Raw genomic sequence first — 19,727 nt, 5'->3', positions numbered from 1 at the left:
ATGGGGTTCATGAGGGGCTTATCTGATGATGGACGCATAAGCCCCTCATTGAGAATGCTTTATAACGGGATAAGCCCCTGACCCGGGGATTTAGGAAAGGTATTACCTTAGCAAAGCGCTTATGTGTCCGCGATGGCACCTCATGAAGCCGTGCGACCAACGTAACCGAGGAGATTAAACAGGAAAAGCCGCCTCACGGCGGCTTGAACCCAGGAACCAGCGGAACCTAGCGGGTTTCCTTATGCGAAGTAGACTTTTTGCAACGCGGGCAATATTTATTGAGCTCCAAGCGATCCGGCGTGTTGCGACGGTTCTTCTTCGTGATGTAGTTGCGTTCCTTGCACACCGTGCAAGCCATCGTAATCTTCGGGCGAATATCTTTAGACTTAGCAGCCACTGTAGTAATCCTTTATTCCTAGCGTGTCCCGAACCGGCCGGTTCGTAGCGGGGGAGGGATTCGAACCCTCGACCTCACGATTATGAGTCGTGCGCTCTCACCAACTGAGCTACCCCGCCGCGTTCTGCGCCGCGTAGCCGGGCACTAGCGGCAAGCGAGCCCCGGCAGAGAATCGAACTCTGGACCTTCTCCTTACCATGGAGACGCTCTGCCGACTGAGCTACCGGGGCAACGACACTAAAGTCTACCTGATTAAATCGCGCGACACAAACTGAAGTGTTTACACTGAAATCTCGGGGTTAAACTGCGGATAAGCTAAGATGCAAACATGAATCAGAACACAGGGTATCCAGAAAGACCGACAACGAAGACGGTGGGACTGCTGGTGGGAGCCACTCTGGTGGCGCTCGCCGCCAGCGCGGAACTGGTTTTATCTGAAATAACGCATCTGAGCAACCCGGGTAGCGGACTGGGATGCGATTTAAACCCGCTGATAGGATGTTCCTCCTCGCTGATGAGCTGGCAGGCACACTTGCTGCTGGGCATACCAAATGCGCTGGTCGGAGTGGGACTGTATGCCGGGCTAGCCGGGGTGTTCCTGGCCTGGTGGGGCGGACGACTGCCGCGCTGGCTGCCGCTGCTGATAGAAACCGGATTGACGGCTTCCCTCGCCTTGATATTCTTCTTTTTGCAACAATCCGTGACTTTCTTTCGAACGCTGTGCCCGTTTTGCCTGCTGGTGTGGGGCGCCACGATACTGATTTGGATTCACCTGGGAGCCGCGCTGATGCGACTGGGACATTTGCCCTGGCTGCCACCCGGGTTCCGCAAATTTTGGACACAACAGCGGTGGCTGCTGACCATAGCCGTGTTCCTGCTGATAATCTTGATAATAGCCGTGATGCTGCCAGACAAGCTGATGTATTTGTTCTAAGGCGGATTGCCTGGTGGCACCTCATGAACCCACCCCAAAGGAGGAAACATGCGCCGCGAGACCCTGACCAGCATCGAAAGCGACTTCCTAGCAGAGCTGCGCCAGCAACTGCTGAAACGTCCCCGCGCCGCGTCCCTCACCGCCGAACAAGCCGCACACGCCCTGAAACTGACCCAGGCGATTCTGGACACCCCCACCACGCTCAGCGAGCAAGTCGGAGCCGTGTGCCGCACCGGAGCCGTGTGCGACTGGCTGGGAATCTCGCGGCAAGCCGTGCATAAAGCCGTGCAAGACCAACGGATTTTGGGGTTCCAAACCCTGGATAACAAGTGGATTTACCCTGTGTGGCAGTTCGAAGCCCCCGAGATTTACGAAGCCTGCATTCACGGGTTGCCGCCAGTCTTGGATGTCCTCGATTCACGCGGTGTCAACGGAATCGAAGCCGCCGCCTGGTTCGCCGCCCCCAACCGCGCCTTGACCGGAACGCTTGCGGGCAAGGCGCCGTTGCAAGCCTTCAGTTGGGAACCCGAGCCCCCCGTATCCGTGCTGGTAGCCGCCGCGAAACGTGCCACTCCCCCGGCGAAACCGCGGCCGTTGCCGCGTCTCAGCGAGGTTTGCGCCGTTTCGATTTAGGGTCTCGAAAAGTTGCCGCTCGGCACGGCGGGTGCCCACTTGGTGGCTCAGTTTCATGAGGCGCTTGTGGTGCGACGCTTGGCCGCGTGGCAAAGCCACACAACGGCGCAGTAACAGTGCGGAGGCGTTAAAAAACGGCCACGATTGGCCGTTTTAGCCGTAGCGCCTAACCACGTAACACGCACAGCACGCGCCTAAGCAAACAAAAGTGCGCGAGAGCGGGCTGCGCCGCGTGGCGAAGCCACACAACGGCGCAGTAACAGTGCGGAGGCGTTAAAAAACGGCCACGATTGGCCGTTTTAGCCGTAGCGCCTAACCACGTAACACACAGCACGCGCCTGAGCAAACAAAAGTGCGCGAGAGGGGACTTGAACCCCTACGTCAAAGACACAGGAACCTAAATCCTGCGCGTCTACCAATTCCGCCACTCGCGCGTAGGTTTCAATCTTACTTTGATTTGGCTCGGTAATTCAAAGTGGGGATAAAACCTTAGTTTTCCTCGGCGGGGGCTTGGAGTTTAGCGAGTTCGGCCTCCAGTTTTTCGTTGGTCTTGCGCAGCTCCGCCAGGTCTTGCCCGGCCAGGTACTGCAGGAAGCGCCAATACTCCTTGCGCTGTTCGGTCAGCCGTACCATCTGTGGGGATGCTTGATATTTCACGAGGTGCCCCTCGTGATTCGTGGCGTAGATGAACGGCGTGGCCTCCCCGCGTTCTGTTTCAGGCAGCTCGATGAAATCCGCGATAGGCGTGGGATTTGGGGCGTCGGGGGGCAAGAGCGTGAAATGCTTGCGGAACCGGCCTTCGGTGAAAGCAAAGTCCGCTGGGGTATAGACCGTTTGCAGGTTCTTTGCCGCACCGGCATCGTCCACATAAGCGATCTTGTGACGTGCCCACAGACTTTTGGGTTCCGGGTTGCCGTCAATCAGGAACCTATCCGGGAAATCTGCCCCCGCCGGTTCGTGTACAAACAGGGGCGAAACCCGCGATTTCACGGCCAACTTGGAATGATCCGCCGCCTGGTCGTCCCCGATACCGTGCTCTGGTTGACATGGCGTGTACACATCAATCACCGCCGGATAATCCACTTGGCTCATGGCTCGCGACACGTTCTTTAGGAAATGCATTTGGAAAGCCGGGGTGGTGGAAACCACCAGTACTCCGGGGTGCATCGCGGCCAACAGCGCTAGTTCCTTGCGCTGTTCGTCCTTACCCTTGAGGTACTTAGAGTGCCGTGACAAATCCGCATCCTGTCCTTCCAGGGACGCGGTGGAGGCTTGGCCGCCCGTATTGGAATACGCCCCCGTGTCCAACACCAGCATTTTCAGCGGAGTGCCGCTGGACAGTATGCGACTCAAGGCTCCGAAGCCAATGTCATACGCCGCCCCGTCGCCAGAGATACTCATTACGGCGGGCATAAGTTGCAGTTCTTCCGGGGTGAATTTCTGCCATTGCGGGGGGTCATGAGGGATTTGCCCCGAATCCGTCGCTCCGCCTAGAATCGCGCGTGCTTGGCGCATTGCCAACACATCCGCCGTCAAATCGGCTGCCAGACCTTCAAAAATCCCCTTGGCTAGAGGTTGGGCATCTTGGAACAGGCCGTTTACCCAAGGCTCCTGGTAGGCATTGTACGGCGTGGTGGAAGCATACACGCTGGAGCATCCCGTCGAGTTCGCGACCACTGTACCGGCCGGTCCCCTGCCCCCGCCCGGGCCCTCAAATCGGTACAGGCGGTGTTCCAGGCGTGCCAAAGCTGCGGCGGCTAGCTCCCGCAGGGCAGGGTCGCCCGCCGGGTCCAGTTCGGCCGGGCTGGCCACGCTAGCCGCACTATCGAGAGTCGCAGTGTCCGGGGGGGCGTCCTCGCTCGCCACCGGGTCAGCGGCACCTATGCCTGTTAGCACGGGTTCTTGCACTGTTCCGGCCAGCCAGGCGCGCAGGCCAGAAACCAAATCTTCGAGCTCTGCGCGGTGGTTTTGTACCCGGTGGCGATTAATCTCGTTGGCCAGCGACATGGTTTGGCGTATCGCCGTGACCTCGCCGCAGCCCTTGCACGCCCCGTGCCCGCCAATCGTGGCGTAATAGTTGTCGTGATTGAGCAAAATCCGCTTCAAATCCAGGGTCGGCCCGCTGGTCGGGTCGCTGACCTCGTCGGGGGAATTCGGCAGTTTCGCCAGGTAGCTAAAACGTTCTTTGGCTTGCGTCAACACGGCGGCATCCTGGTCGACAGGCTGCAGACAGCCCGGCGCACACACCGCCACACATTCCAGGCATCCGGTGCATTTCCACGGGTCAACGGTGGCAGCAAAGAGCACGCCGGAACCGGGGTGCTTTTTTTCGGGCACATCAAAGAAAGGCCGGGTTTGTGCCACCGGATAGCTTTCCAACACGCCCGCCACCGCATCCACGGCCGCCAGAATCTGTGGGTCTTGAATATTCGGCGCGGATTCAAGCGCATCGCCCGAGTCTGCGGATGGCTCCTCATGAACCCCCAACACCACGGCGGTGGCCTCGCGGAAAACCTGGGCGAGGCCAGGGCGATCCTTGCGACCCAACAGGTTTTCCCGCATTGCCGCCTCAATGGCGCTGATTTGGGGCAACAGCGGCGCGGCCGGGTCCCCCGCTTCGCGCAGGGTCATCTCTAGCAGACTGTCCATGGTGAAAACCGTGTTCGGAATCGCCCCATCCGGGCAGACCAGCGCGCATTCCATACAACCGGTACAGGTATCCGCGTGAAACACCGGCATTTGCAGTCGAAACAGGCCTTTGTTCTTGTCTGCCGAGGACGCGGGGGGCATAAAGAAGCCCGCGCCGGGATAAACTGGTGCCTCGCTGATTTTGCCGCGCGTGAACGGCTCGGCCACAGTTTTGTTAAAGTAATCTTGGTTGAACAGTCCATTGGTCAGCGCCGGACAGCCGCGCTGGCACATCTGGGTTGAAATCGACAGTGGTTTTCGGGTGCGGGTCGCGTCTTGCGCCACCGCAGTCCCCGCCGCATCGAAACGCTCCCAGTCGACCCGCTGGGCGGCGGCCGCGCCCTCGGCAATAACCTCTAGGTTTGCCGCCACCACCTGGGCACCTTTATTGCCGAATTTATATTCAATTTGCTCGCGAATCTTTGCCAACATATCCGCTTCAGAGGCTCCCGCAGCAATCCGGTCGACTTTCGCCCCGATTGCCCCGATGAAAGCCACCCCCATCATGCGGGTTTGCAGGGCAGTCGTGGGGGCGTGGCGTTTAGCCACCCCGAAAGCATCGAGCACAAACACATTCAGCCCCCGCGCCCGAATCGTTTCGCGGGCAATCGGCGGCAAACCCGCCCAGAAATCCTCCGGGGTTTCCCGGGACTGTATGATGAACGTGCCCCCCGGGCGCAAGCCTCGCAAGGGATTATCGTGAGCAAACACCATGTGATCGGGGGAAACCACAATCTCGACGTCTTCCAAGTCGGCGTTGGTAATTTTAATCGGCTCCGGACCAAGTGTGATATAATAATTCGTGGGAGCTCCAGACTTCTCCGAACCATACTTCGGCGCCGCCTTGGAATACAACCCCAGCACTTCGGCCAGAATATCGGCCAGCAGCTTACCCGTGGCAATCGTGCCATATCCCCCCACCGAGTGGAAACGAATCCGCAAGGTTTGAGGGGGCAACAGGTCAGGCGGATTATCCTCCAGCTGCAAAGCCATACGCTCGGTCTGGGGATAGGCCCGGCGCAGTTTGTCCTGGATGACCCGCAACTCCCCAGTGGCAGCCGGATCAAAGAAGGTCGAACCAAGGTAGAACTCGGGGGCAGCCGTGCCCGTGGCCATCGCTTTCGCGGCACCAATCAAGTGTCGCGGCTGCACATCATGGCCACCAATCCCAAAGAACCCCGTCGAAAGTAGCGGCAGCGCGGCGGTGTCCACGGCCGCAATCCCCGGGAAACGCGGGTCTTGCCCACGAGCAGCCGCCACCGCGTTTTGGGCAGCTTTCACCAAGGCACTGTCCACGAACTTGGCCAAAGCTGCCTGGTCAGAACGTTCCAAAACCGTGACATGTTTCGCCCCGCGCAACGCCGCCACCAACTCCGCCTCCGGAAAGGGTTGGAGCAAAACAACCTGCACCAGCCCAACCCGCAGCCCCAGCCGGCGCAAATGCGGCAAAACCGCTTGGACATCTTCGCAAATGGAGCCCAAGCCCACAAAAATATAATCCGCATCATTGGTGTCAAAACACTTCAAGGGTGCATAGTCCCGCCCAGTCAAGGCATTGTATTCCGCCATGGCTCGGCGCACCAGCTGCGGCACATCCGCCACGAAGTGGGTACGATGGTCAGCCACCCCGGCCTGGAAATCCGGTTGGTTTTGCACCCCGCCCGTCATCCCGGGATTATCCAAATCCACCAGCGCGGGAACCAGTTTCCGGGTGCCTTTCACCGGGGCATTCACCCATTGGCGCCGCCAGGCCGCCAATGTCGCGGCCGGCAATTCCGGGGCGATTTCCGCATCGAATAATTCCCCGGACACATCCGCCTCACAGTCGGCCGCGCGGGTCTCCAACAAAGCGTCGATAACCTCCCTGGCACCTCGTGACAAGCAAGCTCGATGTTTCGCCAGATACCCCTCAAACTGTGCCACCCGCCCCGCCGCACCGTACAGCACCTCCTGGGCAACGGTGGGACAGGGAATGTATCCGGCCGGGTCGCCCAGATACTCCTTGACCAAGTCCGCGCTGGGCAGCCGCGCCTCGCTGAGCATATGGCTGGTCGAAAACCCGTCCATGCAGTTCGCCACCGGAATCAGGCTCAGCGACGATGTGCGATAGGAAATCAAAGCCAGGTCGGCGGCTTCCTCTGGGTTCGCCCCGAACAACACCGTGTAACCGGCCGGCAACAGGGAATACACGTCGTCGTGCCCGCCCATGACATTCAGGGAATGCCTGGCCACCACCCGCGAGGCCACGTGCAGCACGAAACCACCAATCCGCTTGCCAACCGTCACATAGTGGGATTCCATCGCATAGAGAATCCCCTGGGAGCTCGAAGCATTGGAAATAAACTTCCCGCCGGTCAAGGCCGCGCCCATCGCCCCGGATTGAGCGGAATGCTCGCCCTCGGGTTCAAAAAAGAACGGGTGACGTCCCCAGACGTTTTTCTGGCCGGACGCCACATTGAGTTGGAAGGTCTCGGCGATTTCGGTGGAAGGCGTAATGGGATAGCCGATAACCCCGCCGCAAACCAGGTTCATCACGCGCGCCACCGCCACATTTCCGTTGATAACCTGGGTTTCGCCGGGATACTTCGGCTGGTTCATGAGGTGCTTGTCTCCTTCCTGGGCTGAGGCAGGTTTTCGGCCTGATATTTTCCCCGGTAGAAGTCTATTAGTTTTTGCCACAATTTTCTTTTTCCACCAAGGCCACACCCCCTTCCCCCAGCAGCTTAGTTGTAAAGCGCGGGAACAAAATCTAAGGGCGCCGTCTCTGCCGAGACAGCGCCCTTAGATATTAGTAGCGTTTTAGGAATTCAACGCAGTTTTGTAAGCATTATCTAGACGCTCCACCGCATTAGCCACATCCTGTACGGTAGCGCGAGCCCGGAACCACACGCCCACCGCCTTGGTGATTTCGCGGTTCAACTGGCGGTAAACCTTGTAAGGCTTCTTGCCGAGGATGTTCTTGTCACGGGCGACGCGAACCTTCCAGATAAACTTGTTCAAGCCGTTCTTGATATAGAAGTTAGCGCGGCTGGTGGCGGTGAGTTCTGGATAGGTCGAAACCCGCTCGTAGGTTTCTTGCAAGTCTTTGATGGAATCCAACAACTGCGGGGTCTTGGCACCAATATTGGCCACGCGGATGATTGCACGAGTCACCGCAAAGCCCAGTTCCACATGTGCCTTTTGAATCTTGTAGCGAAGGTTATCGGAGGATTTCTTGATGGTGGAACCAATCTCTACTACTAGCTGGGCGCGAGCAATCTCGAGGTCAGCATCAGCCAGATTCATACCGTGCTGCGCCACTGATTCCATCACCTGCGATAGTTCCGCTGCCGTGGACAACAACTTACTGATTTCCTTGCCCCAATCAGCCTGCGGATCGTTTTTCTGGGCTTCCTGGACATTTGCAATAGCATTGTTGATTTGATCCAGGTATTCTGCCGCAGTGGTACGAGTCAAAGTTTCGGGGGCGGTGGTGATAGCAGCCACCGTAGTATTGGTGTTGTCGTCAGCGGCAAAAGCTACCGTAGGAGCAGCCAAACCGGGGAGTACTAAAGACGCGGCCAAAGCGAAACCAATAAACTTTTTGTTCATGTTTGATAATCCTTCTTGCTAAATCTGTGGAAAACTGTGAGTCCGAGACCCTTCTCTTGACCCTGGCAACGGAATCGTTTCCGATTGGTTGCTGAATACAACCATAGAGCATTCTGATAAAAAAGTGAAGGCCCGTTAGTCGCTTGTGATAACAATGTCACTTACCAGGCGTTCAGTTTACATAAAAGTGCTGGTAGATGCCTTAATGCGAGATATTTCCTGTAATGGACAATCTGACAGGAATCTAAAGTTCCCAGGTTTTCCCCAGGCTAAAGCTGAAAAACCTAAAAAAGTCGGTTGATGCAGTCATCCATCCCTCGCAGGGCATCATAGTCAAGCAAAACACACCGGATACCCCGGTCTTCGGCCAGGGTACGCGCCTGGGCTTTGATTTCTTGCGCCGCGAAAATCCCGGTAAGCCCAGCCAACTCCGGCTGGCGTCCCAACAGTTCCAGATAGCGGGTCAACTGTTCCACCCCGTCAATCTCGCCGCGTCGTTTGACTTCAATCGCCACCGGGTGTCCTTCGGGGTCGCGAACCAGCAGGTCAACCGGCCCAATCGGGGTCGGCCATTCCCGACGCACCAGCCGCCAGTCCTTCCCCAGCACGGCTTCGACTTGTTCGGCCAACAGCGCCTGGAGATGTTTTTCCACCCCGTCCTTTTCCAAGCCGGGGTCAATGCCAAGACCAAAGGTTTCATCGGAATACACCCGCGAAATCTCGATGACCAGGGTCTCGTTCTTTTTGGTGGTCACCCGCCAGGTTTGTGCGCCGTCACCGGTTTCGGTAGAGCCAGCGGCGGGGTCGTCACGCTGGGAATCAGCCGCGCCAGCGGCGTTTTCATGAGGCGCAATTCCCGTTACGTCCGTTTCCCGGGATGGCACCTCATGAACGGGAGTTTCGCCCCGAATCACCTCCAGGCGACACGGAGCACTCATCCAGTTCAGCGGCTTATACGAGCCCCCATCACAGTGAATCAGCACCGAACCGTCGGCCTTAACCATAATCAGGCGGCGGGCGGGAGCCAGATGCGCGTCGAGGCGCCCGGAATAGTTGACTTCGCAATCCGCGATTACCAAACGCATTGCCCTAGTTTAGCAAAGGCCCGGCGCAGATTGCGGCGGGGCGGCCGGTGGCTTCGGGTTCGTTGGTTACGCCAGATTCAGAGATTCTGTTGGTTACGTTGGCTTAGCCGGTTTCGTTGGTTTCGTTGGTTACGCCAGATTCATGAGGTGCCAGCCGTCATACCGGCGTTTTCAGAAAACCTCAGCTGCCTGGGGCGGGACAGATTCCATCCAGGAAACCAAGCCAGAATAATCATGAACCCCCATCGCGAGATAGAAATCAGCGGGGGGTTCAATCTGACCATGTTTAGCCTGACCGGCACGACAGTGCAGAATCGCCAGCGTCTCGCCATCGGCTTCGCGTACTTCAGAGTTGAGAATTTCGAAATCCTGGCGCGTCCAGCGCACCGAAGAACCCCACTTCAGCGAGAAAAGCCGGTACCATTTCAGTAAATCCTCGGCATAGTGGCATACGCCGGCCACCCAGGTATCTTCGGGCTTTTCCCGGTAAGCCACATTGAACGAGCCCGCATTCAAGGCCTTAATCTTCAGGCGGGCGATAAAGTAGACCGCCAGGATACTCAAAGCAAGCAAAATGAAGACTAATACCGTAACCACGGAACTCGCAACATCTACCACGAAAACCCCTATTCTCCGCTCGCGTTGGGCGGCGCGGAAAGCGCATCACGGGGGGCGCCAGAACCGTTATCCGATTCTGAAAGATCCGAGCCCAAAACCACCGTCACTGCGTTGTTATCAACCGAGGCGAAACCAGAGGTGACCGCTAGCTCCTGGGTTTTCCCGTTAGACGTGACCCGGACTTTGCCGGGACGCAGCACCACCAGCAGGGGTTGGTGCCCCGGCAAAATCCCCAGGTCGCCGTTCGCTGCGGGCACCACCACTTGGTGCGCCTCGCCTTGGAACAGGGTATGGGCGCGGTCGACAACTGCAACTTTCAGGGACATCACATTTCCTTCTGGAGTTTAGCCCAGGCAGCTTCGAGATCCTCGATACCACCAATATTGAAAAAGGCCTGTTCCGGAATGTGGTCGTACTTCCCTTCACAAATCCGTTTGAACGCCTCGATGGTTTCGGACAGCGGTACCGTCGACCCGTCAATACCGGTGAACTTTGTGGCCATGTAGGTGTTCTGGGACAAGAACTGTTCGATACGACGAGCCCGAGCCACGGTGACTTTGTCTTCTTCCGAAAGTTCATCGACACCCAAGATAGCAATGATGTCTTGCAGTTCCTTGTTCTTTTGCAGAATCTGTTTAACCTGGGTGGCGACTTCGTAGTGTTCTTTGCCGACATAGCGCGGGTCAAGGATTCGGGAAGTCGAAGCCAAGGGATCCACCGCCGGGTACAAGCCACGCGAGGCAATGTCACGCGACAGGTTCGTGGTCGCATCCAGGTGGGCGAAAGTGGTGGCCGGCGCCGGGTCGGTGTAGTCGTCGGCCGGGACGTAAATCGCTTGCAGCGAGGTAATCGAGTGACCACCCGCCGAGGTAATCCGCTCCTGGAGCTGACCCATCTCGTCAGCCAGGTTGGGCTGGTAGCCCACGGCGGAAGGCATCCGGCCCAACAGGGTGGAAACCTCGGAGCCAGCCTGGGTGAAGCGGAAGATATTGTCGATGAACAGCAACACGTCCTGGTTTTGCACATCGCGGAAGTATTCGGCCATGGTTAGCCCGGACAAAGCTACCCGCAAACGGGTCCCCGGGGGCTCGTCCATCTGGCCGAAAACCATCGCGGTTTTATCCAGCACGCCAGCGTCTGCCATTTCGTGAATCAGGTCATTACCCTCGCGGGTACGCTCGCCCACCCCGGCAAAGACGGATACCCCGCCGTGGTCTTGAGCCACGCGTTGAATCATCTCTTGAATCAACACGGTCTTGCCCACCCCGGCACCACCGAACAGGCCAATCTTGCCGCCCTGGACGTAGGGAGTCAGCAGGTCGATAACCTTAATCCCGGTTTCAAACATCTGGGTTTTGGATTCCAGCTTGTCGAAGGTCGGGGGGTTACGGTGAATAGACCAGCGTTCCTTAACCTCGATGGTTTCGCCTTCCTTGAGGTTCAAGCAGTCCCCGGTCACGTTGAATACATGTCCCTTGGTGATGTCCCCCACCGGAACTGAAATGGGAGCACCGGTATCAATTACCTTGCCACCGCGCACCAAACCGTCAGTAGGTTTCAAGGCGATAGCGCGCACAATATTGTCGCCCAGGTGCTGAGCTACTTCCAGGGTCATGGACTGGTCTTCGCCACCCATGCCCTTGTAGTTGACAATCAAGGCGTTGTACATATCCGGCAACTGGTCGGGGGGAAACTCGATATCCACCACCGGGCCAATCACGCGGGCAATCCGCCCGGTTCCGTTTTTCTTCTCTTCAGCCATTGTTTTTCCTCAGCGTTTCCTAGTGTTTTTGTGCGGTTATTTCTTCGTTTCCTTCAGTGCATCCGCACCGGAAACGATTTCAGAGATTTCTGTGGTGATTTCGGCCTGGCGTGCCTGGTTCATCTCGCGAGTCAGGCCGCTAATCAGGTCTTGGGCGTTGTCGGTGGCGGAATGCATCGCGTTTTGACGGCTGGCCAGTTCGGCGGCCGCCGCATGCAACAATGCGGCGCGAATTCGGGATTCCACGTACAGCGGCATCACGGTTTCCAAGACTTCGTGGGCATTCGGCTCAAACTCGTAAAGTGGCAGCACCGAATCTTTGCGCATATCGGCCAAACCCATGCCGTCAATCTGGATTTCTTCGTCCGGATCAATAACCTTGATGGGCAGCATTTTGCGCACCTGAGGGACTTGAGAAACCATGGAACGGAACTTGGTGTAAACCATGTATAGTTCGCTGACCCCGCCCTGGTCGGCCGGAGCCAAGAAATCCCCTAACAGACGTCGGGCGATTTCTTGGGTTCTGGTTTCCGAAGGGCGATCCGAGTTACCTGTCCACGAGGCGGCGATTTCAATGCCCCGGAAGTTGAAGTAGCTCAAGGCACGCCGCCCCGAAACATAAATCACCGGCTCTTTGCCTTCATTGTGCAACCGCTCAATCAGACGTTCCGTTTCCCGCAAGATAGCAGCGGAATATGCCCCGGCCATGCCTCGGTCAGAGGTAACAGCCAACACCGCGACCTTTTTGGTATCGGTGCGTTCGGTAATCAGGGGGTGATTCAGCGACGAGTGCGCGGAAACCGCCGCCACCGCAGCGGCAATTGCGGAGTCATAGGTGGTAATTGATTCCGCAGCTCCGCGCGCCTTGCCGACTCGCGAGGCTGCAATCATTTCCATAGCACGGAAAATCTTTTGCAGCGTCTCGGTAGAGCGGATGCGCTGTTTCAGAGCTCTTTGCGAACCTGCCATGTCTTTTGCTTTCTTCCTCTAGGCTCTAGCTGCGGGAGCTGCGCGCCACAATCTGTTCCTCGGAGTGCTCGGCTTCTGCCTCGCCACCGATAGCATCCAGTTTCTTTTCTGGAACCAGTTCGTAGGTCTTACGGAAGGCTTTTACCGCCGTTTCCAGGCGCGCCACCAGCTCGTCGGGCCACGCCCCGGTTTCCCGCAGCTCCTTTAAGATAGATTCCTCTTTACGCAGGTAGTCCAGCCAGTCGCGTTCGAACTGCAGAACTTTGTCGGTGGCGATGTCATCAAGATAGCCATTGGTACCCGCCCAAATCGAGCAAATCTGCTCTTCAACCGGATAGGGGGTTCCCTGCGGCTGCTTTAGCAGCTCCATCAGTTTCTCGCCTCGGGTCAACTGGCGGCGGGTGGTGGCATCCAAGTCGGAAGCCAGCATCGCGAAGGCCGCCATCGAACGGTACTGTGCCAAGGTAATCTTGAGGGTACCGGCGACCTTCTTCATGGCCTTGACCTGGGCATCACCGCCGACACGGGACACCGAGATGCCCACATCCACGGCGGGACGCTGGTTGGCGTTGAACAGGTCTGACTGCAAGAAAATCTGGCCGTCAGTGATAGAAATCACGTTGGTCGGAATATACGCCGAAACATCATTTGCCTTGGTTTCGATAATCGGCAGGCCGGTCATGGAACCACCGCCCAGTTCATCGGAAAGTTTCGCGCAGCGCTCCAACAGGCGGGAGTGCAGATAGAACACGTCACCGGGATAGGCTTCACGCCCCGGGGGGCGGCGCAACAGCAGCGACACCGCACGGTAGGCCTCGGCTTGCTTGGAAAGATCGTCGAAAACAATCAAAACGTGCTTACCTTCGTACATCCAGTGCTGGCCAATAGCAGAACCGGTGTAGGGAGCCAAGTACTTGAAGCCGGCCGCATCCGAAGCGGGCGAGGCCACAATCGTGGTGTATTCCATCGCTCCCCCATCTTCAAGGGCACCCTTCACCGAGGCAATAGTGGAACCCTTTTGACCAACCGCCACATAGATGCAACGCACCTGTTTGCTGGGGTCGCCCGACTTCCAGTTGTCACGCTGGTTCAAAATCGTGTCAATAGCGATGGCGGTCTTACCGGTCTGGCGATCCCCGATGATGAGCTCGCGCTGACCACGGCCAATCGGAATCATCGAATCAATGGCCTTCAGCCCGGTCTGTAGCGGCTCACACACCGAACGGCGCATCATTACGCCGGGAGCCTGCAGCTCCAGGGCACGGCGTCCCGCCACATCCTTGATTTCGCCTAGCCCGTCGATGGGGTTACCCAGGGGGTCAACCACCCGGCCGAGATATCCGTCCCCCACCGGCACGGAGAGCACATCCCCGGTACGGTAGACCTCTTGGCCTTCCTCGATTCCAGTGAAATCACCCAGGACAATAGCGCCGATTTCGCGCACATCGAGGTTCATCGCCAACCCCAGCGTCCCATCTTGGAAGCGCAGCAGCTCGTTGGCCATAGTGCCGGGCAGCCCCTCGACGTGGGCAATACCATCAGCGGCCTCGGTTACATAGCCAACTTCTTCCGCCGTGGCGGCAGACGGTTCGTAGGACTCTACGAATTCGTCCAAGGCACTCTTGATGTCCTGGGGACTTATTGATAGCTCAGCCATCAGCATTCCTTCTTTTTCGGTTCTGCTCCAAGGGGTTCCCTGGAGTTTTATTATTTTAACTAGCCAGTTGCCGGCGGAACTGTTCCGCCTTGGTAGAGACAGCGCCGTCCATGACGATGTCTCCGCGCTGAATCTTTAGACCACCCACCACAAGGGGGTCAATAACCACATTGACCACCACGTCGTGCCCTGCCTGTTTAGACAATAAATTCACCAAACGGGCGTGTTGGGTTTCACTCAAGGGTTTCGCAGCGTAAATCGTGGCCATAGTGCGGGAACGCATTTGTGCTGCTGATTCCAGCACGGCGCGAATATCGGCGCTAATCCGCCCCGGCTGGGCACGCTCTATCACCGCATTCACGAGGCGCAAGGACAATACATCCACTTGGGAGCCGACGAGCTTGTTGAAAGCTGCAATTCGTTGGGCAGTGGGAGCTCGATGCCGGTCGGTCAAGAAGTTTCGCAAATCACGGTTCTTAGCGATAATCTGTCCCATCGCGAAAACATCGCGCTCCACCTGGTCAAGTTTCCCGTTATCCGAGGCGGTTTTCAGCAAAACATGCTTGCCTAACAGGCGACAAGTCTCACCCAAATCCGCCTCGTTAGACCAACGTCCCGCCGCGCCGACACGCATGGCTTCCAGAAGCGGAGCCGAAAGCTTCCCGGTGAAAATTTTGGTTACCAAGGCTTGTTTGTCGCCGGGAGTCCGTGCCGAATCTGTGAGGTTGCGCGCGAGCCGAATATCACTATCAAACAAATTTGATAGCGCAAAAAACTCTTCGGCGACCTTGGAGCCATCTGCCTCGGAGGCCTGACCAAGTGTCTTGTCCGCAGCCACCACCATAGTGGCCAGGGTTCTAACCGATGAGGCTCTCATGAAACTTTTCCCCTTTAATCCGACCGCCTAAACAGCGGCTACCTGCTTGTCCAACTCGTCCAAGAAACGATCCACCACACGCGCCGAAAGAGCCTCGTCCTTTAGCTGCTCGCCCACAATCTTTTCTGCCAACTGGGTGGCGAGACCGCCGACCTCAGCGCGCAGGGACTGTTCGGCAGCCACCCGCTCCGCTTCAATCTGGCGCTGGGCAGTTTCGACGATGCGCTTGGCTTCCTGTTCAGCTCGAGCCTGGGCGCGAGCCACAATATCTTCGGCCTGAGCCACAGCCTGGTCACGAATCTTAGCGGCCTCGGCTTTGGCCTCGGTCAACTCAGCGGCGATACGCGACTCAGCTTTCTGGGATTCCTCGTGAGCCTTGGTGGTTGCGTCCAAGCCTTCCTGTAGCTTCATCGCGCGCTCATCAGCCAGAGTGTTGTACTTGGGCAGCGCGACTTTCACGATTACGAACAGAATGATGGCAAAAATAATCGCCGACCAGACAATGTCGTACATCGCCGGCAGCAGCGGATTTTTATCCTCAGCTGCAGCAACGGCTGCTACTAATGAGTTCACGTATTCCATGATTGACTACTTCCTTGCCGATTTAGCGGAACAGGAAGCCAGCCACCAAACCAATCAAAGCCAGGGCTTCGACGAAGGCGATACCGATGAACATGTTCACCGTAAGCTTGCCGGCAAGCTCCGGTTGGCGGGCAATAGAATCCTGGGTGTGGCCAATCAAGATGCCCAGACCGATTCCCGGTCCGAGCGTAGCGAGACCGTAGCCAATGGTTGCAAGTACTGCTACACTTCCAGTCATGTTTTTCTTTCCTTTTTCTTGTTATTTCCCGAGCCGGTCGACCCGGGAAGCTTGTGTTTTCTAATGGGCGTGAACCGAAAGATTCACGTATACGGCAGTGAGTACCGCGAAGATATAGGCCTGGAGGAAGGCCACCAGAATCTCGAACAGCGTAAAGGCGAAAGCCGCCGCAAAGGTGAGAATCCCCAGGGGAGACAGCGTCGAAAGATGCGCAAACAGAAAATAATTCGAAGCACTCAAGGTCAGCGCCAAAAGGAAGTGTCCCGCAATCATATTGGCCAAAAGCCGGACAAACAGGGTGAAGGGTCGAATAATGAAAGTCGAAATCAGTTCAATCGGGGTCAGCAAGATATAGAGCACCCAGGGAACCCCCGGCGGGAACAGACTGGACTTTACAAAATGTCCCAAACCGGTTTCCCGAATCCCCGCATAGACAAACACGAACCAAGAGAAAACCGCCAGCAACAGCGGGAAACCCGGTTTCGCGGTTCCAGCCAAGTTGAAACCCGGAATAATTCCAGCGATGTTCATAAACAACACCGTGAAGAAAATCGCGGTGATAATCGGGGAATACTTGCGTCCCAGCTCCTGGCCGATAATCTCTTCGCTGATGTTCTTGCGGCAGAAATCAAAACCCATTTCCATCAAGGTTTGCACCCGTCCCGGAACTAGCTTCGCCCGGGTCGCATACAACACCAGGCATAGCACCAAAACCAGACACATCACCAGACGAATCATCATCACTCGATCCATCCCCAAGACCGTGCCCTCGAAAGCAAACACCGGGGGGAACAAGTCAGAGATATCAGGAGCGTGAAACCCATCACCGCTAGCAGAGACCAGCACTGGAGCGAACACCGAGTCCAAACCCGAGGTCATGTGTACTCCCATCGACTCTCCTTTGAAGTAATCCTATTTCTTCGTCGCCAAACCAACGCTACCATAAAAGCCCAATCGATTTAGCACCCCGCGAAAATTAAATTTCTAAAATTTAGGTTTCCCTTTCCGGAGCCTCTACCAGAGGCACCCGCAACCGTAACAAAGACACCGAAAACACCACTGCTTGTACCAAAATCAAAGCCAGCATTGTCAAAAACAGCACCAGCGGGTGCACGATTGGAAACTGGCGTGCCACCGCCACCAAACCCAAAAACAGCAGCAACTTGAGGACAAAATCTGCCCCCATCCCCACCATCATCAAATCCGGTGCCCGCAAAACAAACCGATGCGAGCCCACGGTTATCCCTAGCAGCAACAGCCCCGCTACCGCACACAAACCCACGGTTTGCAAGCCAGAAACCCCCACCAGGACACCCGCCAAAACCGCCGCTAAACCCAGGGTTACCAGTATCGATATCGCTGTAAGCCGCAAAGAACTCACGACGGCACGCCGAGTTTGAGACCCGATTTGAATCCCTGTATTTGCGGAACTTTGTTTTGACATACTCGTAGGGTACCACGCCGGTCGGGGCGTTGTGACCAAGAAAACCAGAGCAAAGAAGCTCACCGGTTCGGCCATGTATTTCCTAGCAAAAGGGCAATATCACCGCATGACGACAGGTAGGCTTGAAGCTATGGTAAATCTGGAAAAGCCGGAAGTGGAAACGAACCGATTCATCTTCGACCTGCCTTATAACGACCACCTGATTATTTCGGAAATCGTACGCCGTGCCGAGGTTATAATCGGCCCACAGCCCCGGGTCGAATACCCCAAAGGGGCAAAACTAACCGTAGAAGGCCAGCCCATCACCAAGGTCATCCTGGCACTGTCGGGCGCGATTGCCTTGGAACACCACTCTGAGGCGGGAGACATCCTGATGCACCACGCCTCGACCGGCAATATCATCGGCCTGTTGGGAGCCACCGACATGGATGCCGCCTTTTTCACTGCCATCGCCACCACTCCGGTTACCGGCGTAGTACTGAGCCTGCCTCAACTCAACGAGGTAATTGATGCCGACAATAAAATCTCTAACCTGGTTACCACCCTGTTCCTCCGCACCCTCGATCGGCGGCTGCGCCGCGCCGAAGCCCTGCACATTGAACAAGCCGAACTGGCCACGCAACTGAACGTGGAAAGGGAAAACCTGGCGCGAGCCCTCAAACACCTCGAGGAAGCTCGCGAAGAAATGGCCGCCCAAGCCCGCTTCGCTTCGCTGGGAGAACTCGCGGCCGGGGTGGCTCACGAACTGAACAATCCCATGGCCGCCATCCGCCGTAACGCGGATTACCTCAACGAAGACACCATTTCCCTGTTGGAAACCTCGCCGGATTTGCAATGGCAAGAACACGCCTTGAAATCCTTGCAGCTTGCCCAACACGCCAAGGTGTTATCCACCAAGGAACAACGCCAAATCAAACGCGAAATGCGAGAAATCACCGGCGATCCGGTTTTAACCCAGAAACTAATTTTGGCCGGGATACACGACCTCGACCTAGCCAGAACCATCGCCGAAAGCGATGACAAAACCCTGGGCGTGGTGGAACTAGCCGCCGCAATCGGCACCAATCTGCGGGATTTGCGCACCGCCTCGGAGCGTATCGTAGAACTCGTGGCCTCCCTGCGGTCATACGCCAGACCCGACGGCGACCCCGTAGAAGACATCGATGTGCCCGAAAACCTGGAAGACACCCTACGGTTGTTGAACCACCGTTTACGAGCCGTAAAAGTAATCCGAAACTACGAGGAACTGCCGCGCATAACGTGTCGTCCCGGACAGTTGAGCGAAATCTGGACAAATGTAATCACCAACGCGGTGGAAGCCATGAGCGAACATGCCAGTGACCCCAACCAAGTTGGCAGCCTGACAATCACCACCCAAACGATAGGGGAAAACCGTATCAGAGTGTGTTTCCGTGACACCGGACCGGGAATTCCCCCCGAAATCATCAATCACATTTTCGAACCACACTTCACCACGAAAGCCGGACAAGTCAGATTCGGCGGAATGGGAATAGGCCTGGGATTGTGCAAAAAAATCGCCTTGAATCACGGCGGTTCCATTGACCTGAAAACCGTGGAAAACCCGCAGGGAACTCTGGCAACTGTAGAGCTGCCAGTGAAAAGTCCCCAGACGCCGGAGCTGGTCGGGGAATTTCGCGAAAATACCCCGTAAGCACCTCATGAACCCGCGCCCCCGAACCAGCAAGGAAAACCCGTGAAAACACCCCAACAGACAAAAAGTAAGGCAAAATAGAACACATGAAACTCGCAATCTTAATTTTGGAAGACGAAACGGAAGTCCGCAACGCCATAGAGCGAGACCTAATGGGCTTTTCCAGTGCGCTACGTATCGAAACCGCCGAAGACGTAGCGGATGCCTGGGAGGTAATCAACGAAATCGACGCCGACGGGGACGTGCTGGCTCTGGCCGTGTGCGACCACCGGATGCCCGGCACCACCGGTATCGAATTCATGGGGCAAATGATGGAAGACGAACGTACCGCCCTGACCCGCAAAATTTTGCTGACTGGACAAGCCAGCCTGACCGATACCATACGCGCCGTTACCGATGCCGGGCTCGATCAATACGTCGCGAAACCCTGGAAAGCGCCCGAACTCCAGGAAGTAGTGCGCTCCCTCTTGACCGACTATATAGAACTGGCGGAAATTGAACCCATGCCCTACCTGGGGGTTTTAGACCCCCAGCGAGCCATGCAAATCGCTCGACACCACAGCGTAGCCGACTAGTGCCC

The 19,727-nt window shown here is 56.8% G+C and carries 18 protein-coding genes and 3 tRNA genes; 4 read left to right on the top strand and 17 right to left on the bottom strand.

Annotation, left to right across the window (positions count from 1 at the left end):
* Window positions 1-226: 226 nt before the first annotated feature.
* From rpmG to HMPREF0577_RS00565, 3 genes are all read right to left on the bottom strand, one after another.
* On the bottom strand, window positions 227-397 hold the full coding sequence (gene rpmG, locus HMPREF0577_RS00575) for a 50S ribosomal protein L33 (RefSeq protein WP_004011685.1): 171 nt from the start codon (window positions 395-397) through the stop codon (window positions 227-229).
* Between the two features lie 45 nt (window positions 398-442).
* Window positions 443-516 (bottom strand) — tRNA-Met (locus HMPREF0577_RS00570).
* Between the two features lie 38 nt (window positions 517-554).
* A tRNA-Thr gene (locus HMPREF0577_RS00565) sits at window positions 555-627 on the bottom strand.
* Between the two features lie 98 nt (window positions 628-725).
* On the opposite strand from HMPREF0577_RS00565, the gene HMPREF0577_RS00560 reads away from it, so the two are divergent.
* Window positions 726-1,331 carry a vitamin K epoxide reductase family protein gene (locus HMPREF0577_RS00560; RefSeq protein WP_004011684.1) on the top strand — a complete coding sequence of 202 codons (606 nt, stop codon included), beginning with the start codon at window positions 726-728 and terminating at the stop codon, window positions 1,329-1,331.
* Window positions 1,332-1,379: 48 nt separating this feature from the next.
* Window positions 1,380-1,964, top strand: a complete 585-nt coding sequence (locus HMPREF0577_RS00555) for a hypothetical protein (protein ID WP_004011683.1) — start codon at window positions 1,380-1,382, stop codon at window positions 1,962-1,964.
* A gap of 353 nt (window positions 1,965-2,317) precedes the next feature.
* On the opposite strand, the gene HMPREF0577_RS00550 is transcribed toward HMPREF0577_RS00555, so the two are convergent.
* From HMPREF0577_RS00550 to HMPREF0577_RS00485, 14 genes are all read right to left on the bottom strand, one after another.
* Window positions 2,318-2,398, bottom strand: a tRNA-Leu gene (locus HMPREF0577_RS00550).
* 55 nt (window positions 2,399-2,453) lie between these two features.
* The gene (locus HMPREF0577_RS00545) at window positions 2,454-7,250 is read right to left on the bottom strand and encodes a 2-oxoacid:acceptor oxidoreductase family protein (protein ID WP_004011682.1); all 4,797 of its coding nucleotides are present in this window, start codon (window positions 7,248-7,250) and stop codon (window positions 2,454-2,456) included.
* 201 nt (window positions 7,251-7,451) lie between these two features.
* The gene (locus HMPREF0577_RS00540; RefSeq protein WP_004011681.1) at window positions 7,452-8,243 is read right to left on the bottom strand and encodes a CAMP factor family pore-forming toxin; all 792 of its coding nucleotides are present in this window, start codon (window positions 8,241-8,243) and stop codon (window positions 7,452-7,454) included.
* Between the two features lie 284 nt (window positions 8,244-8,527).
* Window positions 8,528-9,328 (bottom strand): endonuclease NucS, encoded by an 801-nt coding sequence (nucS, locus tag HMPREF0577_RS00535; protein ID WP_004011680.1) that lies wholly within the window; start codon window positions 9,326-9,328, stop codon window positions 8,528-8,530.
* Window positions 9,329-9,499: 171 nt separating this feature from the next.
* Window positions 9,500-9,946 (bottom strand): DUF2550 domain-containing protein, encoded by a 447-nt coding sequence (locus HMPREF0577_RS00530; protein WP_004011679.1) that lies wholly within the window; start codon window positions 9,944-9,946, stop codon window positions 9,500-9,502.
* Between the two features lie 8 nt (window positions 9,947-9,954).
* A complete protein-coding gene (locus tag HMPREF0577_RS00525; RefSeq protein WP_004011678.1) occupies window positions 9,955-10,272 on the bottom strand; it encodes a F0F1 ATP synthase subunit epsilon in 318 nt (105 codons plus the stop codon).
* The gene (atpD, locus tag HMPREF0577_RS00520; protein ID WP_004011677.1) at window positions 10,272-11,708 is read right to left on the bottom strand and encodes a F0F1 ATP synthase subunit beta; all 1,437 of its coding nucleotides are present in this window, start codon (window positions 11,706-11,708) and stop codon (window positions 10,272-10,274) included. The genes HMPREF0577_RS00525 and atpD overlap by 1 nt, the downstream gene beginning before the upstream one ends.
* Window positions 11,709-11,744: 36 nt before the next feature.
* A complete protein-coding gene (locus HMPREF0577_RS00515; RefSeq protein ID WP_004011676.1) occupies window positions 11,745-12,677 on the bottom strand; it encodes a F0F1 ATP synthase subunit gamma in 933 nt (310 codons plus the stop codon).
* Between the two features lie 25 nt (window positions 12,678-12,702).
* Window positions 12,703-14,334: a F0F1 ATP synthase subunit alpha gene (gene atpA, locus HMPREF0577_RS00510; RefSeq protein ID WP_004015214.1), complete on the bottom strand. Its 1,632-nt coding sequence runs from the start codon at window positions 14,332-14,334 to the stop codon at window positions 12,703-12,705.
* Between the two features lie 55 nt (window positions 14,335-14,389).
* Window positions 14,390-15,211: an ATP synthase F1 subunit delta gene (atpH, locus tag HMPREF0577_RS00505; RefSeq protein WP_081443306.1), complete on the bottom strand. Its 822-nt coding sequence runs from the start codon at window positions 15,209-15,211 to the stop codon at window positions 14,390-14,392.
* A 27-nt stretch (window positions 15,212-15,238) separates the two neighbouring features.
* Complete coding sequence (locus tag HMPREF0577_RS00500; protein ID WP_004011673.1) at window positions 15,239-15,793, bottom strand: F0F1 ATP synthase subunit B; 555 nt, start codon at window positions 15,791-15,793, stop codon at window positions 15,239-15,241.
* A 22-nt stretch (window positions 15,794-15,815) separates the two neighbouring features.
* Window positions 15,816-16,031 (bottom strand): ATP synthase F0 subunit C, encoded by a 216-nt coding sequence (gene atpE / locus HMPREF0577_RS00495; protein ID WP_004011672.1) that lies wholly within the window; start codon window positions 16,029-16,031, stop codon window positions 15,816-15,818.
* Between the two features lie 60 nt (window positions 16,032-16,091).
* Window positions 16,092-16,922 carry a F0F1 ATP synthase subunit A gene (gene atpB / locus HMPREF0577_RS00490; protein WP_004011671.1) on the bottom strand — a complete coding sequence of 277 codons (831 nt, stop codon included), beginning with the start codon at window positions 16,920-16,922 and terminating at the stop codon, window positions 16,092-16,094.
* Window positions 16,923-17,022: 100 nt separating this feature from the next.
* Window positions 17,023-17,475 (bottom strand): hypothetical protein, encoded by a 453-nt coding sequence (locus HMPREF0577_RS00485; RefSeq protein WP_244854260.1) that lies wholly within the window; start codon window positions 17,473-17,475, stop codon window positions 17,023-17,025.
* Window positions 17,476-17,506: 31 nt separating this feature from the next.
* Here HMPREF0577_RS00485 and HMPREF0577_RS00480 point away from each other — a divergent pair, with 31 nt between their 5' ends.
* Together HMPREF0577_RS00480 and HMPREF0577_RS00475 are read left to right on the top strand one after the other, a co-directional pair.
* The gene (locus HMPREF0577_RS00480; protein WP_004011669.1) at window positions 17,507-19,147 is read left to right on the top strand and encodes a sensor histidine kinase; all 1,641 of its coding nucleotides are present in this window, start codon (window positions 17,507-17,509) and stop codon (window positions 19,145-19,147) included.
* A gap of 86 nt (window positions 19,148-19,233) precedes the next feature.
* On the top strand, window positions 19,234-19,722 hold the full coding sequence (locus HMPREF0577_RS00475; RefSeq protein ID WP_004011668.1) for a response regulator: 489 nt from the start codon (window positions 19,234-19,236) through the stop codon (window positions 19,720-19,722).
* The last annotated feature ends 5 nt before the right edge of the window (window positions 19,723-19,727 follow it).

It is taken from the genome of Mobiluncus mulieris ATCC 35243 (genome assembly GCF_000160615.1).
GTDB classification, from domain to species: Bacteria; Actinomycetota; Actinomycetes; order Actinomycetales; family Actinomycetaceae; genus Mobiluncus; species Mobiluncus mulieris.
The sequence above is the reverse complement of the archived record's forward strand: the minus strand, read 5'-3'. Positions and strand labels throughout refer to the sequence as shown.

Bases quoted from the DNA above. Each gene is read 5' to 3' on its own strand.
- HMPREF0577_RS00515 (WP_004011676.1), bottom strand. From the start codon at position 12,677: ATGGCAGGTTCGCAAAGAGCTCTGAAACAGCGCATCCGCTCTACCGAG.
- atpH (WP_081443306.1), bottom strand. From the start codon at position 15,211: ATGAGAGCCTCATCGGTTAGAACCCTGGCCACTATGGTGGTGGCTGCG.
- HMPREF0577_RS00560 (WP_004011684.1), top strand. From the start codon at position 726: ATGAATCAGAACACAGGGTATCCAGAAAGACCGACAACGAAGACGGTG.
- atpA (WP_004015214.1), bottom strand. From the start codon at position 14,334: ATGGCTGAGCTATCAATAAGTCCCCAGGACATCAAGAGTGCCTTGGAC.
- HMPREF0577_RS00555 (WP_004011683.1), top strand. From the start codon at position 1,380: ATGCGCCGCGAGACCCTGACCAGCATCGAAAGCGACTTCCTAGCAGAG.
- nucS (WP_004011680.1), bottom strand. From the start codon at position 9,328: ATGCGTTTGGTAATCGCGGATTGCGAAGTCAACTATTCCGGGCGCCTC.
- HMPREF0577_RS00545 (WP_004011682.1), bottom strand. From the start codon at position 7,250: ATGAACCAGCCGAAGTATCCCGGCGAAACCCAGGTTATCAACGGAAAT.
- HMPREF0577_RS00485 (WP_244854260.1), bottom strand. From the start codon at position 17,475: ATGTCAAAACAAAGTTCCGCAAATACAGGGATTCAAATCGGGTCTCAA.
- HMPREF0577_RS00475 (WP_004011668.1), top strand. From the start codon at position 19,234: ATGAAACTCGCAATCTTAATTTTGGAAGACGAAACGGAAGTCCGCAAC.
- atpD (WP_004011677.1), bottom strand. From the start codon at position 11,708: ATGGCTGAAGAGAAGAAAAACGGAACCGGGCGGATTGCCCGCGTGATT.
- HMPREF0577_RS00540 (WP_004011681.1), bottom strand. From the start codon at position 8,243: ATGAACAAAAAGTTTATTGGTTTCGCTTTGGCCGCGTCTTTAGTACTC.
- HMPREF0577_RS00500 (WP_004011673.1), bottom strand. From the start codon at position 15,793: ATGGAATACGTGAACTCATTAGTAGCAGCCGTTGCTGCAGCTGAGGAT.
- HMPREF0577_RS00525 (WP_004011678.1), bottom strand. From the start codon at position 10,272: ATGTCCCTGAAAGTTGCAGTTGTCGACCGCGCCCATACCCTGTTCCAA.
- atpB (WP_004011671.1), bottom strand. From the start codon at position 16,922: ATGGGAGTACACATGACCTCGGGTTTGGACTCGGTGTTCGCTCCAGTG.
- atpE (WP_004011672.1), bottom strand. From the start codon at position 16,031: ATGACTGGAAGTGTAGCAGTACTTGCAACCATTGGCTACGGTCTCGCT.